General features: G+C 72.5%; 15 protein-coding genes. 9 read left to right on the forward strand and 6 right to left on the reverse strand.

All coding sequences use genetic code 11. The annotated features are described in order from the left end of the window. Positions 1-14 precede the first annotated feature (14 nt). Positions 15-692: an MtrAB system response regulator MtrA gene (gene mtrA, locus E1284_RS29735; protein ID WP_021598338.1), complete on the reverse strand. Its 678-nt coding sequence runs from the start codon at positions 690-692 to the stop codon at positions 15-17. Positions 693-971: 279 nt separating this feature from the next. On the opposite strand from mtrA, the gene E1284_RS29740 reads away from it, so the two are divergent. The 5 genes from E1284_RS29740 to E1284_RS29760 are packed head-to-tail and all read left to right on the forward strand — an operon-like array spanning position 972 to position 6,226. Beyond that, the gene (locus tag E1284_RS29740) at positions 972-2,051 is read left to right on the forward strand and encodes a hypothetical protein (protein ID WP_131943475.1); all 1,080 of its coding nucleotides are present in this window, start codon (positions 972-974) and stop codon (positions 2,049-2,051) included. Next, entirely contained in the window at positions 2,048-2,725 is a 678-nt protein-coding gene (locus E1284_RS29745) for a DUF4129 domain-containing protein (protein WP_131943476.1), read from the forward strand. The genes E1284_RS29740 and E1284_RS29745 overlap by 4 nt, the downstream gene beginning before the upstream one ends. Next, complete coding sequence (locus E1284_RS29750) at positions 2,719-3,912, forward strand: DUF4350 domain-containing protein (RefSeq protein WP_243714826.1); 1,194 nt, start codon at positions 2,719-2,721, stop codon at positions 3,910-3,912. Before E1284_RS29745 ends, E1284_RS29750 begins: the two co-directional genes overlap by 7 nt. A gap of 53 nt (positions 3,913-3,965) precedes the next feature. Next, positions 3,966-4,934, forward strand: coding sequence for an AAA family ATPase (locus E1284_RS29755; RefSeq protein WP_165965478.1), 969 nt, complete (start codon positions 3,966-3,968; stop codon positions 4,932-4,934). Further along, on the forward strand, positions 4,934-6,226 hold the full coding sequence (locus E1284_RS29760; RefSeq protein WP_131943478.1) for a DUF58 domain-containing protein: 1,293 nt from the start codon (positions 4,934-4,936) through the stop codon (positions 6,224-6,226). Before E1284_RS29755 ends, E1284_RS29760 begins: the two co-directional genes overlap by 1 nt. Positions 6,227-6,234: 8 nt before the next feature. Here the strand turns inward: E1284_RS29760 and E1284_RS29765 are convergent, their stop codons facing one another. Continuing rightward, entirely contained in the window at positions 6,235-7,230 is a 996-nt protein-coding gene (locus tag E1284_RS29765; protein ID WP_131943479.1) for a stage II sporulation protein M, read from the reverse strand. 71 nt (positions 7,231-7,301) lie between these two features. On the opposite strand from E1284_RS29765, the gene E1284_RS29770 reads away from it, so the two are divergent. Together E1284_RS29770 and E1284_RS29775 are read left to right on the forward strand one after the other, a co-directional pair. Next, positions 7,302-8,297 carry an RDD family protein gene (locus tag E1284_RS29770; protein WP_131943480.1) on the forward strand — a complete coding sequence of 332 codons (996 nt, stop codon included), beginning with the start codon at positions 7,302-7,304 and terminating at the stop codon, positions 8,295-8,297. Between the two features lie 32 nt (positions 8,298-8,329). Further along, positions 8,330-9,742, forward strand: a complete 1,413-nt coding sequence (locus tag E1284_RS29775) for a cellulase family glycosylhydrolase (RefSeq protein ID WP_131943481.1) — start codon at positions 8,330-8,332, stop codon at positions 9,740-9,742. Here the strand turns inward: E1284_RS29775 and E1284_RS41890 are convergent. The 4 genes from E1284_RS41890 to ahcY (E1284_RS29795) all read right to left on the reverse strand — a co-directional run bounded on the left by E1284_RS41890 (position 9,739) and on the right by ahcY (E1284_RS29795) (position 14,204). Then, positions 9,739-10,824, reverse strand: a complete 1,086-nt coding sequence (locus tag E1284_RS41890; protein ID WP_165965477.1) for an LppU/SCO3897 family protein — start codon at positions 10,822-10,824, stop codon at positions 9,739-9,741. The genes E1284_RS29775 and E1284_RS41890 overlap by 4 nt on opposite strands. Positions 10,825-10,878: 54 nt before the next feature. Then, complete coding sequence (locus tag E1284_RS29785) at positions 10,879-11,451, reverse strand: hypothetical protein (RefSeq protein WP_131943482.1); 573 nt, start codon at positions 11,449-11,451, stop codon at positions 10,879-10,881. Then, the gene (gene ahcY, locus E1284_RS29790; protein WP_131943483.1) at positions 11,451-12,707 is read right to left on the reverse strand and encodes an adenosylhomocysteinase; all 1,257 of its coding nucleotides are present in this window, start codon (positions 12,705-12,707) and stop codon (positions 11,451-11,453) included. Before ahcY (E1284_RS29790) ends, E1284_RS29785 begins: the two co-directional genes overlap by 1 nt. A gap of 66 nt (positions 12,708-12,773) precedes the next feature. After that, complete coding sequence (ahcY, locus tag E1284_RS29795; RefSeq protein ID WP_131943484.1) at positions 12,774-14,204, reverse strand: adenosylhomocysteinase; 1,431 nt, start codon at positions 14,202-14,204, stop codon at positions 12,774-12,776. Positions 14,205-14,372: 168 nt separating this feature from the next. On the opposite strand from ahcY (E1284_RS29795), the gene E1284_RS29800 reads away from it, so the two are divergent. After that, complete coding sequence (locus E1284_RS29800; protein WP_067637831.1) at positions 14,373-14,720, forward strand: MerR family transcriptional regulator; 348 nt, start codon at positions 14,373-14,375, stop codon at positions 14,718-14,720. A gap of 40 nt (positions 14,721-14,760) precedes the next feature. Continuing rightward, the coding region (locus tag E1284_RS29805) for a hypothetical protein (RefSeq protein WP_207924028.1) at positions 14,761-15,090 on the forward strand (330 nt) is incomplete at its 3' end.

Genomic DNA, 15,090 nt, shown 5'->3' on the forward strand with positions numbered 1-15,090 from the left:
GGAGCGGCGGGGGCTCAGGCGGGCCCGGCCTTGTAGCCGACACCGCGCACGGTGACGACGATCTCGGGACGCTCGGGGTCCTTCTCGATCTTGGCGCGGAGCCGCTGGACGTGCACGTTGACCAGCCGGGTGTCGGCCGCGTGCCGGTACCCCCACACCTGCTCCAGCAGCACCTCGCGGGTGAACACCTGGCGCGGCTTGCGGGCGAGGGCGACGAGCAGGTCGAACTCCAGCGGGGTCAGCGGGATGTGCCGGTCGCCGCGCTTGACCGAGTGGCCGGCGACGTCGATGGTGATGTCGCCGATCTGCAGGGTCTCGGGCGCGGGCTCGTCGGTGCGGCGCAGCCGCGCGCGGACGCGGGCCACCAGCTCCTTGGGCTTGAACGGCTTGACGATGTAGTCGTCGGCGCCCGACTCCAGGCCGAGGACGACGTCCACGGTGTCGCTCTTGGCCGTCAGCATGACGATCGGCACGCCGGACTCGGCGCGGATCTGCCGGCAGACGTCGATGCCGTCGGCCCCCGGCAGCATCAGGTCGAGCAGCACGAGGTCCGGCCGGGTCTCCCGGAACGCCTCGAGCGCCTTGTCGCCGTCGTGCACGAACGAGGGTTCGAAGCCCTCGCCACGCAGCACGATGCCGAGCATTTCGGCGAGTGCGAGATCGTCGTCGACGACCAGTACACGTCCTCTCATGGCCCTCATCGTCACAAAATCGGGGTTCGGTGGAGTGGGGTGCGATGCTCCGGCGCCACCTTGCCAGGGAGAGATATACCTTGGCGTGCAAGGTTACCCGCGTTTGCGTCGTACATGGCTCCCCCGCATCGGGTGGGCGGCTCGGATCGTACAGGTGACTCCTGAAACCAGCGCAAGGTTGACATCCCGTACATGACAGGATGACCTGACCCGCTCAGAGACCGCGGCGAGCCGCACCACGGCGAAGCCGCACCGCAGGGAAACCGCAGGGAGCCGAGAATGCCGGGACCGGACGGCTGGGACGACGACGCCGACGCCACCGATGTGGTGCGGGGCGTCCCGTTCCGTCCCATGTCCATCTCGGAGATGCTGGACGGCGCGATCGCCGGGATCCGCCGCCGGCCGCGCGCCACGCTGGGCCTGTCGGTGGCGATCAGCACGGTGATCCAGGTGGCGAGTTCGGTCGCCGCGTACTTCTTCATCGGCGACGAGGCCCGCGACGAGGTCACCCCCGAGGTGCTGCTGGAGTCGCTCGGCGCGCAGACCACCCTGACCGTGCTCGGGCTGGTGCTGTCGGCGTTCGGGATCCTGCTGATGGCGGGGCTGGTGGCGCCGATCCTCGGCCGCGAGCTGGTGGGGCTGCCGATCGCGCCGCGGCAGGCGTGGCGGGACGCCCGGCCGCGCCTCGGGCGCCTCGTCGGCACCGCCCTGGCCGTCATGGGCATCTCGCTGGGCGCGCTGCTGCTGCCGGCCGTGCCGTTCTTCGCGCTGATCGCGGTGGACGCGCACCCGGCGTTCGGCGCGCTCGCCGGGATCTTCGGGTTCCCGGTCGGCGTCGGCCTGATGGTGTGGCTGTACATCCTGTTCGTGCAGGCGGTCCCGGCGGTCGTCCTGGAGCGGCGGACGGTGACGGGAGCGCTGCGCCGGGCCGTCGCCCTGTCCAAGGGCCGCTGGTTCCGGACGTGCGGGACGCTGCTGCTGGCGCTGCTCGTGACCGTGTTCATGGGCTTCTTCGCGCTCCGCATCCCGTTCCTGTTCGCGCAGCTGGTCTTCTTCGGGGACGCGTCCGGCAGCGGCGCGACGATGGGCGCGCTCGCGGTCGACACAGCCGGCCGGATCGTCAGCTGGTCGGTGGTGCTGCCGTTCGACGCGGGCGTGATCGCGCTGCTCTACATGGACCGCCGGATGCGCCGCGAGGGCTTCGACCTGGAGCTGCGCAGCCGGGGCCGGTCCGCCGCCGCGATCACCGCCGGCCGGGTCGGCGGCGCCGACCCGGGCGGCGCACGCGAGGACGGGTTCATCGACCTCTGGCGGACCGATCCGGTGCCCGCCCGACCGTGGACGGGAGCGAACCCGTGATCCTCGACCCGATCGGCCGCGACGAGGCCCGCGAACTGGCCCGCCGGGAGCTGGAGAAGCAGATCTACCAGCGCGACAAGCCGTCGATGCTGGAGCGCTGGTGGGACGAGTTCGCCGAATGGCTGCAGGACCTGTTCAACCGGGCGCCGACCCCGGGGTCGCAGGGCAGCGGCGGCGGCTGGGTGTCCATCGCGATCATCGTGGTGATCGCCCTGGTCGCGGTCGGGCTGGTGGTGTGGCTGATGTGGGGCCGGCGCAACCTGCGCTCCCGCACGGACCCGCTGCTGGAGGAGGCGCCGTCCACGGCGCTCGACCACCGGGAGGCGGCCGAGCGGCACGCGGCGGCCGGGCAGTGGGCCGAGGCGATCCGCGAGCGGCTCCGCGCGATCGCCCGCGATCTGGAGGAGCGGGCGGTGCTCGCGGCGCGCCCGGGCCGGACCGCGGACGAGCTGGCGGCCGAGGCGGGCGAGGCCGTGCCGGAGCTGGCGGACGAGCTGGCGGCGGGCGTGCGGATCTTCGATGACGTCTGGTACGGCGACCGGCCGGGGACCGCCGAGGGGTACGCGCGGATGACGGACCTGGACGAGCGGCTGCGGGCGATGAAGCCGAAGCCGCTGGAGAGCGACGACCTCAGCCTGGCCGGGGCAGGCGAGGAAGGGGGCCCGCGGTGGTGACGCAGGCCCCGCCCGAGGCCGCGCCGGCCGAGCCGTCCGCGCGGCAGGTCGCGGGCCGCCGCTGGCGGTCGGCGCGCGGCGTCGTCGCGGCGCTGCTCGCGCTGGCCGTGATCGCGGTGATCCTGGCGGCGCTGCGCCCGTCGACGCCGGCGGGCTCGCTCGACCCGCGGTCGCCGAAGCGGGACGGCGCGCGGGCGCTCACGGAGATCCTGCGGCAGCACGGCACGGCCGTGACCGTCGTGCGGGACTACGCGGACATTCCGATGGCGGCCGAGGTCGGCGGCGTCCTGGTGGTCACGCACACCGAGCGGCTCACCGAGGACGACCTGCGGCTGCTGACCGGCTCGCAGCTGGACCTGCTGCTCGTCCGGCCGACGGCGGCGGCGCTGGACATCCTGGCCCCCGAGGTGCGGCGGGTCGGCCCGAGCTTCGAGGAGGCCGCGGCGCCGGGCTGCGCGCTGCCGGTCGCGTCCCTCGCCGGGAGGGTCGCCTTCCACGAGTCGGAGACCTACGAGATCAACGGCCAGGGGACGGCGTGCTACCCGGCCGAGTACGGCGGCGCCAGGGTCGTCCAGGTGCAGGAGAACGCGCACACGGTGACCGTGCTGGGGTCGGCCGCACCGCTGACGAACCGGCGGCTCGCCGAGGAGGGCAACGCCGCGCTCGCCATGAACCTGGCGGGGGCCGGGTCCTCGACGGTGTGGCTGTACCCCGACCTGCCGGAGGCCGGTGAGGCCGCCGGGCGGCAGTCGCTCGGCGACCTGCTGCCGTTCGGCGTCAAGCTGTTCTTCCTGGAACTGCTGGTGGCGGTGCTGCTGGTGGCCCTGTGGCGGGCCCGCCGGCTCGGCCCGGTCGTCGCGGAGGCGCTGCCCGTCATCGTCCGGTCCGCGGAGACGGTCGAGGGGCGCGCCCGCCTGTACCGGGCGGGCCGCGCCCGCGACCGCGCCTCGGACGCGCTGCGCTCGGGCGCCCGCGAACGGCTCGTCCCCCTCCTCGGGCTGCCCCTCGGCAGCGCGCAGGATCCCTCCGCCGCGCAGGAGATCGTCGCGGCGGTCGCCCGCCGCACGCCCTACGACGAGACGTACGTCGGGGCGGCCCTGTACGGCCCCGAACCCTTGGACGACGCCGGGCTCATCGCCCTCACCGGCGTCCTCGACGACCTGGAAAGGCAGGTACGGCAGTCTTGAACACCCCTGTAGAGCTCGGGAAGGACGACGTGCCCGGCAGCGGGCCGGCCGCGCTGTCCGAGGAGGCCCGGCGGCAGGCCGAGACGGCCCGCGCGGCGCTGACGGCGCTGCGCGGTGAGGTCGCCAAGACGGTCGTCGGCCAGGACTCCGTGGTGACCGGCCTCGTCATCGCGCTGCTGTGCCGCGGCCACGTGCTGCTGGAGGGCGTCCCGGGCACCGCCAAGACGCTGCTCATCAAGACGCTGTCGCGGGCCCTCGACCTGGACTTCAAGCGCGTCCAGTTCACGCCCGACCTGATGCCCGGTGACGTCACCGGGTCGCTGGTCTACGACAACCGGACGGCGGAGTTCGAGTTCCGCGAAGGCCCCGTCTTCACCAACCTCCTCCTCGCCGACGAGATCAACCGGACGCCGCCGAAGACGCAGGCGTCCCTCCTGGAGGCCATGGAGGAGCGTCAGGTCTCGGTGGAGGGCACCGCGCGCGCTCTGCCCGACCCGTTCGTGGTGTGCGCGACGCAGAACCCGATCGAGTACGAGGGCACCTACCCCCTGCCCGAGGCCCAGCTCGACCGGTTCCTCGTGAAGCTGACCGTGCCCGTCCCCACGCGGGACGAGGAGATCTCCATGCTGCAGCGGCACGCGACCGGGTTCGACCCGCGCGACCTGTCGGCGGTGAAGCCCGTCGCGGGCGCGGGTGAACTCGCCGCGGGCCAGGCCGCCGTCAGGACCGTCCACCTCGACCCCAAGGTCGCCGCCTACGTCGTGGACCTGTGCCGGGCGACCCGGCAGTCCCCGTCGCTGCAGCTCGGCGTCTCCCCGCGCGGTGCGACGGCGCTGCTGGCGACGTCCCGCGCGTGGGCGTGGCTGTCGGGCCGCGACTACGTCACGCCGGACGACGTCAAGGCGCTGGCCCGGCCGACGCTGCGGCACCGCGTCCAGCTGCGTCCCGAGGCGGAGCTGGAGGGCGCGACCGCCGACGGCGTGCTGGAGGGCATCCTCGCCCACGTCCCCGCCCCGCGCTGATGGCGCTGACCGGACGCCTGGGGCTGCTGGCCCTGCTCGGCGCGCTCGTCCCGCTGGTCGCACCGAGCTGGTGGACGCTGCTCGCGGTGTGGGGCGCCCTGCTGCTCGGCGTCGCCGCCGACCTCGCCCTGGCCGGGAACGTGCGGGCGCTGCGCTTCCACCGCGCCGGCGACACCAATGTGCGCCTCGGCGAGACGGCCCAGGTCGCGCTGATCGTGGAGAACCTCGGCCGGCGGCGCCTCAAGGCCAAGCTGCGGGACGTGTGGCCGCCCAGCGCGGGCGCCGCACCCCGCACGGTCAAGGTCGACGTGCCGGCCGGTGAGCGGCGCCGCGTCGACATGGCGCTGACGCCGACGCGGCGCGGCGACCGCAAGGCCGTCACCGTCGTCGTCCGCTCCGTCGGGCCGCTCGGGCTGGCCGCGCGGCAGCTCTCCCGCTCCGCCCCCTGGACGGTGCGGGCCCTCCCGGCGTTCCCGTCCCGCCGCCATCTGCCCGCGAAGCTGGCGCGGCTGCGGGAGCTGACCGGCGCGCACGTCGCGCTGATCCGCGGGCAGGGCACCGAGTTCGACTCGCTGCGCGAGTACGTGGACGGCGACGACGTCCGGTCCATCGACTGGCGGGCCACCGCGCGGCGCGGCGACGTCGTCGTCCGGACCTGGCGGCCCGAGCGCGACCGGCGGATCTACCTGGTGCTGGACACCGGCCGCACGTCCGCCGGCCGGGTCGGCGACATCCCCCGGCTGGACTGCTCGATGGACGCGGCGCTGCTGCTCGGCGCCCTGGCGTCCCGCGCCGGCGACCGCGTCGACCTGCTCGCCTACGACCGGCGCGTCCGGGCCCGGGTGGAGGGCGCGTCCCGGACGGACCTGCTGCCCGCGATGGTGCACGCCATGGCGCCGCTGGAGCCGGAACTCCTCGAATGCGACGCGGCCGGGATGGTGTCGACGCTGCTGGCACGCGTCCGGCAGCGGTGCCTGGTCGTGCTGCTGACCGAGCTGAACACGGCCGCGATGGAGGAGGGGCTGCTGCCGCTCCTGCCGCAGCTCACGGCACGGCACCTCGTCATGATCGCCGCCGTGTCGGACCCGCGCGTCGGCGAGATGGCCGCCGCCCGCGGCGACCTCGCGTCCGTCTACGACGCGGCCGCCGCCGAACGCGCCCGCGCCGAGCGCCGCCGCCTCACCGCCGAGCTGCGCGGCCACGGCGTCGAGGTCGTGGACGCCCCGCCGGGCGAGATCGCCCCCGCCCTCGCCGACGCCTACCTGGCCCTCAAGGCCGCGGGCAGGCTCTGATCCGCCCGTCAGCCGGCCACGGGGGCGGTGTCGGGGCGGAGGTCGGCGTCGCCGGTCTCGCCCTGGCGGGTGGCGCGGCGGCCGAGGACGATCACGTAGCTGAGGAAGGCGACCTCGGCGACGACGCCGATCGCGATGCGCAGCCAGGTGATGTGCACCCAGCCGGTCACGAAGCCCTCGATCAGGCCGGACACCAGCAGCACCGCGACGAGCCCGATCGCGATGCTGACGGCGGCGCGGCCCTCCTCGGCGAGGGCCTGGCCGCGGCGGCGCGGGCCCGGGTCGATGATCGTCCAGCCGAGCTTGAGGCCGCCCGCGACGGCCAGGTAGACGGCGGTCAGCTCCAGCAGGCCGTGCGGGAGGATCAGCCCGAAGAACACGTCGCCCTTGCCGTTCGCGAACATCAGCCCGCCGATCAGCCCCAGGTTGAGCTGGTTCATCAGCAGCACGTACACGGTCGGGATGCCGAGCAGGATCCCGAAGATCAGCGCGATCGCCGACACCCAGGCGTTGTTCACCCACACCTGGAACGCGAACGACGCCGCCGAGTGCTCGGTGTAGTAGTTGGCGAAGTCGTGGTCGACCAGCTCGCGGATCTCCTCCGGCGTGCCGATGCTCGCCTGCACCTCCGGGCTGTGCACCACCCAGATCGCGAGCGCGAGGGCGAGCAGGTTGCCGAGGACGGCGTTACCGAGCCACCACCACTTCATCCGGTACGCGACGACCGGGAACGACACGGTCGCGAAGCGGGTGACGTCCCGCCAGAGCGGCGCGTGCGCGCCGGCCACCGCCGCCCTGCCGCGCGCCACCAGCGACGACAGCCGGCTCACCAGCTGCGGGTCGGGCGAACTGGACCGGACGACCGACAGGTGCGTCGCCGTCCGCTGGTACAGCTCGACCAGTTCGTCGGCCTCGGCGCCCGACAGCCTGCGCCTGCGGTTGATGAGGTGCTCCAGGCGCATCCAGTCGGCGTTGTGCGCGGCCACGTAGGCGTCGACGTCCACCCGGCGAGACTAACGTGTCGGCTCACCGAACCGGCAAAATGGACGGACCACCCGCATTGGAGGATCAGGACATGGCCGAACTCGTCACCGGCGAGGCCGTCGCGCTCGACATCCGCGTCGCGCGCCTGGCCAGCCGGGGCTGCGCCTTCCTGCTCGACCTGATCTTCCAGGTGGTGATCCTCTACATGGTCGTCTACGTCACCGCGATGACCTCGCTCGTCGCGGACGAGGCGTGGACGATCGGGCTGACGCTGGTCGGCACGGTCGCCGTCCTCGTCGGCTACCCGTGCGTGCTGGAGACGCTGCTGCGGGGCCGGACGCTGGGCAAGATGGCGGTCGGGCTGCGCGTGGTCGGCGACGACGGCGGGCCGGTCCGGTTCCGGCAGGCGCTCGTGCGGGCGCTCGCCGGCGTCATCGAGTTCTGGACGTTCTACGGCTCCCCCGCGCTGATCACCTCGTTCTGCAACCGGCGCGGCAAGCGGCTCGGCGACCTGTTCGCGGGGACGATCGTCATCAAGGACCGGGCCCCGGCGTCCGCGCTGTTCGGCCCGGTCGCGGTGATGCCGCCGCAGCTCGCCTGGTGGGCCCGCACGCTGGAGATCTCGATGCTGTCGGACGAGCTGGCGATGACGGCCCGGCAGTACCTGGCGCGGTTCTGGGAGCTGCTGCCGGAGGTGCGCGACTCGCTGGGCCAGCGGATCGCCTCCCAGGTCGTCGCCGTGATCAGCCCGCCACCGCCGCCGGGGGTGCGGCCGGAGATCCTGCTGTCGGCGGTGCTCGCCGAGCGCCGGTACCGCGAGGAGGTGCGGCTCGCCGAGCGCCGCGCCCGCCGCATGCGCCGCCTCGGCCTGCCCGCCTGGGGCCCCGGCCCGGCACCGGTGCCCGTTCCGGCGATGGCGGCCGCCGGGGCGCCGATGTACTACGGCCCGGTCCGGCCGGGCCCGCCGGCCCCGCCGCCGTTCAGCGCTCCCGCCCCGGGGCAGCCGCAGTTCCTGCCGCCCCCGAACTACGGCGCCGGCCCGTACCAGAACGTCTTGGGCCTTCCCCGCACGCCGGACGGCTCCTAAAATCCGAATAACTTTCGGGTTTTGGAGGCGGGATGCGCGTACGTACGGTCCTCGGCCGGATCACCCTCACGGCGACCCTCGCCCTGACTCCATCCTTCGCCACCGGCCCGGCCGCACGCGCCGACACGGCTCCGCTCCCGGCGATCACCGACGACCAGGGCCGGACGCTGATCCTGCACGGGCTCAACACGGCGGGCAGCGCCAAGGGGCCGAGCGGGCTGCCCTGGGTGAGCCGGGACGACATCGTCCGCGAGGCGCGCGACCTCGGTACGAACTCCGTCCGCTACCTGATCCAGTGGAAGAACGTCGAACCCGAGCCCGGCCAGTACGACGACGCCTATCTGGACGATGTCGCGGAACGCCTGGCCTGGTACCGCGATCAGGGGATGCACGTCATCCTCGACATGCACCAGGACATCTACGGCCCTGCCGCCTGCGAGGGCTCAGGGAACGGAGCCCCCGCCTGGGCCACCTTCACCGACGGCCTGCCCTGCACCCCGCAGGACCCCTGGGTGCTCACCTACCTGCAACCGGCCGTACTGCGCGCCTACGACAACTTCTGGAACAACACCGGCGAGCACCCGGAACTGATGCAGCGCTACACGGCGATGTGGAGGCACGTCGCGAAGCGCTTCGCGCACGACCCCGCCGTCCTGGGGTACGACCTCATGAACGAGCCGTTCGGCGGGACGCGGCAGTTCGGCTTCTTCGAGGGTCCCATCCTGAGGCCGTTCTACCAGCGCATCGTCAACGCGATCCGTGAGGTGGACGGCGACAACTGGGTGTTCGTGGAACCGCAGGCACTCGGCCCCAACGAAGGGGCGGAAACGTCACTCGGCACGGTCCGCGACCCGCGTCCGGGTGGGCCGCGCATCGTTCTGGCCCCGCACTTCTATCCCGGCGGGGTCGACCTGGGCGGCTCCTACGACGGCCTGGCGAAGCTGCTCGTCCAGGCGCAGTTCGCGCTGTGGAAGCGCAACATGCCCGCCGCCGCACGGCGCCTCAACACCCCGATGTGGCTCGGCGAGGTCGGCGGCATGGGGCAGGGCGCGCCGGGCGCGGCCGACTTCACCGGTGACTGGCTCTCCATGGCGGACGAACTGGGCATCGGCTGGGCCTACTGGTCGAACGACCCGGGCTCGTCCGGCGTCGTCGACGGCGACGGGAAGCCGACGCTGTTCGCCAAGTTGCTGGCCCGCCCGTACCCGCGCGCCGTCGCCGGCACGTTGACCAGGACGTCCTACGCCGGCGGCGTCCTGACCGTCGCCTGGCGCGAGAAGCCCGGAGTGACCGGCCCCACGGAGATCTGGTTCCCGGTCACCCCGAAGGTCACCTCGACCGACCCCGGCGGGAAGTGGCGGACGCGCTGGGATGCGGACCGCCACGTCCTCTCGGTGTGGGCCGCCCCTGGAACTCCGTCCCACACCGTCACCCTCAAGCCTTAGCCCGGGAGGGTGCGGAGCCTGTCGTTGAGGGTCGGGCGGAGCTTCTTCAGGCACAGCACCGGCAGGTACGCGCCGTCCCTGGTCAGGTAGTTCGTGGCCTCGGAGGGGCACTCCTGCTGCGTCCTCACACGGCCGACGACCTTCGCGATGGCCAGGGTAGAGCCGCAGTCGGCCTTGTCGAGGTCGCCCACGTTGAACGAGGGGTCCTTGATGCAGTCGCCGGGCGACAGCACGCCGCCGCCGGGGCCGAGGCACACGACCGGCTTGGCGAGTTCGCCGCCGCCGAACGACCGCATCTTCATGACCTCGAGCGTCTTCGACGGGCAGGACTGCTCCGTGGCGACGCGCGCGACGACCTTCCCGTACCAGCCGGCCTTGGCGCAGGGCTGCTCCTTGCCGAACCCGATCGAGCCGCTGCTCACGCAGTCGCCCACGGACAGGAACGCGCCGCCCGCACCGGGGTCGCCCGGGTGCGGGCCCTTGAGGTTGCGGACGCACGCCTCGTAGTAGTGCTTGTCGGTGTCCTTGGCGCGGACGTTGGTGACGCCGTCCGTCCCGCCGGGGCAGTCCGGCTCGGAGCGGGAGGTGTAGGTGAAGCCGGACGCCTCGCCCTCGTCGGTGATCTTGACGACCTTGGCCTTGGCCGCGGCGTCGTCGCAGCTCACCCGGATGCTCGCGGGGATGCGGTTCCCGTCGTCCATGCCGAAGCCCTTGTCGACGCACTGCCCGGCCTTCACCGGGCCGCTCGGCGCGCCGCTCCCCTGCAGGAGCATGAACCCGGCCGCGCCCACGAAGAAGACCACCGCGGCGGCGATCACCACCCAGACGACCGGCGACGGCTTCTTGGCGCGCGGCGGCGGTGCCCCGAACCCGGGCTGCCCGTAGGGCGGCACGGGACCGCCCGGCGGCACCGGGCCCGCCGGCTGGGTCGGGCCTCCCGGCGGCGGGTACGGGCCGCCGGACGGCGGGATCCGCGCACCCTGCGGCGCGAACTGCGGGCCCGGCGGCGGCGCGGGGCGCCCCTGCCGCTCCGGCTCGCCCGGTGGCTGCCCCTGCCCCTGCATGTCCGCCTCCTTGATCACGAAGGGGACAAAGGTATCGAATGGGCCCCATCGATGCGCGGGATTCGGACCGGCCTAGAAGTTGGGGGGCGTCTCCAGATCGGTCAGTTCGATGCCGGGCCCGGCCAGCAGGACATCGCCGGCCAGGTGGATCGTCTCGACCTCTCCCGTGGCCAGGTCCGTGACCTCGTACTCCTGGACGGGCAGAGGCGTCGTCTCGGTCTCGTAGGCGGACGTCCCGGCGTGGCGCCAGCGCCACATGGTCGTCAGCGCCGACAGGGACGTCCCGCTCACCTGGACGAGGCGGACGTCCGTCCGCGCGCCCTCGTCCAGCTCCAGCGAATGCGCGATCGCGACCAGGAACCCCGGCGAGTCGGACACGAACCCCGCCGCGCGCTCCCCGTGCTCGGTGCCCGACTCCCCCGCAGCGCGCACCCACGCCAGTTCGGGCCCGGTCAGGCCGCCGCGCAGCCACCAGCCGGGCGTGACGAGTTCGACGCGGATCTGCCGCCACCGCGCGTCCACGACGAGGTCGACGCGGACACCGTCGTCCCGCCGGGACGTGTAGCGCCAGCCGCCGGGGCCGGGCGCGCACTGGAAGCGCTCCTCGACCCCCTCGTCCAGGTGCAGGTACGTCCCGGCCGGCATCAGGAGCCGATGCGCCAGGAGTGGAGGTAGTCCTCCTGGTCCGGGGTGAGCAGGTCGATGGAGATGGACATCGACGCCAGCTTCAGCCTGGCCACCTCCGTGTCGATCTCCTTGGGTACCTCGTGGACGGCCGCAGGCAGCGTCGCGTGCGCCTTCGCGAGCCACGCGCACGTGAGGGCCTGGTCGGCGAACGACATGTCCATGACGGCGGCGGGATGCCCCTCCGCGGCGGCCAGGTTCACCAGGCGCCCCTCGGCGAGCAGGACCAGGCGCCGGCCGTCGGCCAGCACGTACTCGTCCGTCTGCGGCCGGATCCCGCGATGCACCTCGACCGCCATGTCGCTCAGCGCCCGCACGTCGATCTCGACGTCGAAATGCCCGGAGTTCGCGAGGATGGCGCCGTCCTTCATCACCGCGAGATGGTCGGCGTTCACGACGTCGCGGTTCCCCGTGACCGTGATGAAGACGTCGCCGTCCGCGGCGGCCTCGGCCATGGGCCGGACGGCGAACCCCTGCAACGCCGCGTCCAACGCCTTGACAGGGTCGATCTCAGTAATGACTACACGCGCCCCCAGGCCGCGAGCCCTCTCGGCCAGACCGCGCCCGCAGTATCCGAAGCCCGCGATGACGACGGTCTTGCCGGCCAGCAGCGTGTTCGTCGCCCGCACGATCCCGTCCAGCGTCGACTGGCCCGTCCCGTAGCGGTTGTCGAACATGTGCTTCGTGTCGGTGTCGTTGACCGCGACCATGGGGAACTTGAGCGCGCCCTCACGCGCCATCTGGTGCAGCCGGATCACCCCGGTCGTCGTCTGCTCGCACCCCGCCTTGACCGTGCCGAGCAGGTCCGTCCGGTCGATGTGGAGCGTGTTGACCAGATCGCAGCCGTCGTCCAGCACGAAGTCGGGCCCGGTCTCCAGCGCCTGGTGGATGTGAGCGTAATACCCCTCGCGGTCGGTCCCCGCCCGCGCGAAGACCTCCACCCCGTACTCATGGACGAGCGCCGCCGCGGTGTCGTCCTGCGTGGAGAGCGGATTCGACGCCGCCAGCGCGACACTCGCGCCCCCTGCCTGGAGCGTGCGAATCAGCCCGGCGGTCTCGGTCGTGACGTGCATGCACGCCGCGACCTTGAACCCGTCCAACGGCCGCTCTTCAGTGAACCGCTCCCGGATCTGCCGCAGCACCGGCATGCTCCGCTCGGCCCACCCGATCCGCTTGACCCCTTCATAAGCCAGCGAACCATCCGCGATATCGCTCATGGACTCCCCACAGATGCGGCTGCCGGACGGGTCGGTACCCGCCCGGCAGCCAGACGCTCTTACGGCCTAGTACCGGTAGTGGTCGGGCTTGTAGGGGCCTTCGACGTGGACGCCGATGTAGGCGGCCTGCTCCTTGGTGAGCTCGGTGAGCTTGACGCCGAGGGCGTCGAGGTGGAGGCGGGCGACCTTCTCGTCCAGGTGCTTCGGCAGGACGTAGACGCCGATCGGGTACTCGTCGGTCTTGGTGAACAGCTCGATCTGCGCGATGACCTGGTTCGTGAAGGAGTTGGACATCACGAACGACGGGTGGCCGGTGGCGCAGCCGAGGTTCATCAGGCGGCCCTCGGCGAGGACGATGATCGAGTGGCCGTCGGCGAAGCGCCACTCGTGCACCTGCGGCTTGATCTCGATCTTCTCGATGCCCTCGATCTTGGCGAGGCCGGCCATGTCGATCTCGTTGTCGAAGTGGCCGATGTTGGAGACGATCGCCTGGTGCTTCATCCGGCGCATGTGGTCGGCCGTGATGATGTTGAAGTTGCCGGTGGTCGTCACGAAGATGTCGGCCTTGTCGACGACGTCGTCCAGGGTGGTGACCTGGAAGCCGTCCATCGCGGCCTGCAGCGCGCAGATCGGGTCGATCTCGGTGACGATGACGCGGGCGCCCTGGCCCTTCAGCGCGTCCGCGCAGCCCTTGCCGACGTCGCCGTAGCCGCACACGACCGCGACCTTGCCGCCGATCAGCACGTCGGTGGCGCGGTTGAGGCCGTCGATCACCGAGTGGCGGCAGCCGTACTTGTTGTCGAACTTCGACTTGGTGACCGAGTCGTTGACGTTGATCGCCGGGAAGGCGAGGGTGCCGGCCTTCGCCATCTCGTAGAGGCGGTGGACGCCGGTGGTGGTCTCCTCGGTGACGCCCTTGATCGCGGCGGCGGTCTCGGTCCAGCGGCCCGGCTTCTCGGCGATCGTGCGGCGCAGGGTGTCGAGGATGATGCCCCACTCCTCGGGGTCGTCCTCGGCGGCGGCCGGCACGGCGCCCGCCTTCTCGTACTCGGCGCCCTTGTGGACGAGCAGGGTCGCGTCGCCGCCGTCGTCCAGGATCATGTTCGGGCCGGAGCCGTCCGGCCACTGCAGGGCCTGGTCGGTGCACCACCAGTACTCTTCGAGCGTCTCGCCCTTCCAGGCGAACACCGGGACGCCCTTCGGGTCCTCGGCGGTGCCGTCCCTGCCGACGACGATCGCGGCGGCGGCGTGGTCCTGGGTGGAGAAGATGTTGCAGGAGACCCAGCGGACGTCGGCGCCGAGCTCCACCAGCGTCTCGATCAGCACGGCCGTCTGGATCGTCATGTGCAGCGAGCCCATGATCTTGGCGCCGCGCAGCGGCTTGGCGGCGGAGTACTCCTCGCGCACCGCCATCAGGCCCGGCATCTCGTGCTCGGCGAGCCGGATCTCCCGGCGCCCGAAGTCGGCCAGCGACAGGTCGGCGACCTTGTAGTCCATGCTTTCGTTGCTCCCTTGGTGATGGCGGCGCCGTCCGCGTGTGCGGCCCGGTACGCGAGGGCTTGACGGGTCCGTCGGACCGCGTCAACGCCGCGAGTCTACGGGCGGGCGGCGGGGGATGGCACGGCCGGACGCGACTTTCTAACACTGATTTGTCAGAATCGGCCCATGCGTATCACGGAGGCCGCCCGGCGGCTCGGCACCTCGCCCCGCATGCTCCGCTACCGCGAGGCCCTCGGCCTGCTGCCCGCCACCCGGGACGGGGCCCTGCGCGGGGGCGGCCACCGGCGGTTCGGGGAGGCCGAGCTGCGGGCCGTCGCGCTCGCCCTCGCACTGGAGAAGCGCTACGACATCGGCCCGGCCGAGCTGGCGTTCGGGCTGCGCGTCCTGGCCGAGCCGCAGGTGCAGGCGCACGTCCGGGAACTCGGCGAGCGCATCGGCCGGCTGTCGGCGCCGCCGGCCCGCGCCCTCGATTTCGAGAAGGAGAAGGCAATGCGCCTTCTGCGCCGGCGATGATCGCTAAGATCCCGCCGTTACCAGAGGGAAGGCGGGGCGGGTGCGTTCCATCGTCTACGGGATCGTCGGCATCGTCATCGGCGTCGGCCTCTTCATCGGGGGCATCGCGTCGAGCGGTGACGACGAGGTGAAATGCGGCGGCCAGACGATGTCGCCGGGCGACACGTGCCGGACCGTCAGCAACGGCAGCTCGACCGAGCGCTCCTACGAGGAGCAGAAGTCGCAGAACGGCCGGGAGGCCGTGCTGATGATGATCTTCGGGCCGGTTGTGGCCATCGGTGGCCTGGTGTTCCTCGCCGGCTCGTCGCTGGGACGCCGCCGCCGCGTCCACCGCCCCGCCCACCAGTACCCGACCGGCGTGGTGCTGTCG

The sequence above is a fragment of the Actinomadura bangladeshensis genome, assembly GCF_004348335.1.
Classification (GTDB): Bacteria; Actinomycetota; Actinomycetes; order Streptosporangiales; family Streptosporangiaceae; genus Spirillospora; species Spirillospora bangladeshensis.

Excerpts from the sequence above, each read along its gene's own strand:
- E1284_RS29800 (WP_067637831.1), top strand. The coding sequence starts at position 14,373 with ATGCGTATCACGGAGGCCGCCCGGCGGCTCGGCACCTCGCCCCGCATG.
- mtrA (WP_021598338.1), bottom strand. The coding sequence starts at position 692 with ATGAGAGGACGTGTACTGGTCGTCGACGACGATCTCGCACTCGCCGAA.
- E1284_RS29760 (WP_131943478.1), top strand. The coding sequence starts at position 4,934 with ATGGCGCTGACCGGACGCCTGGGGCTGCTGGCCCTGCTCGGCGCGCTC.
- ahcY (WP_131943483.1), bottom strand. The coding sequence starts at position 12,707 with ATGAGCGATATCGCGGATGGTTCGCTGGCTTATGAAGGGGTCAAGCGG.
- ahcY (WP_131943484.1), bottom strand. The coding sequence starts at position 14,204 with ATGGACTACAAGGTCGCCGACCTGTCGCTGGCCGACTTCGGGCGCCGG.
- E1284_RS29740 (WP_131943475.1), top strand. The coding sequence starts at position 972 with ATGCCGGGACCGGACGGCTGGGACGACGACGCCGACGCCACCGATGTG.
- E1284_RS29770 (WP_131943480.1), top strand. The coding sequence starts at position 7,302 with ATGGCCGAACTCGTCACCGGCGAGGCCGTCGCGCTCGACATCCGCGTC.
- E1284_RS29785 (WP_131943482.1), bottom strand. The coding sequence starts at position 11,451 with ATGCCGGCCGGGACGTACCTGCACCTGGACGAGGGGGTCGAGGAGCGC.
- E1284_RS29775 (WP_131943481.1), top strand. The coding sequence starts at position 8,330 with ATGCGCGTACGTACGGTCCTCGGCCGGATCACCCTCACGGCGACCCTC.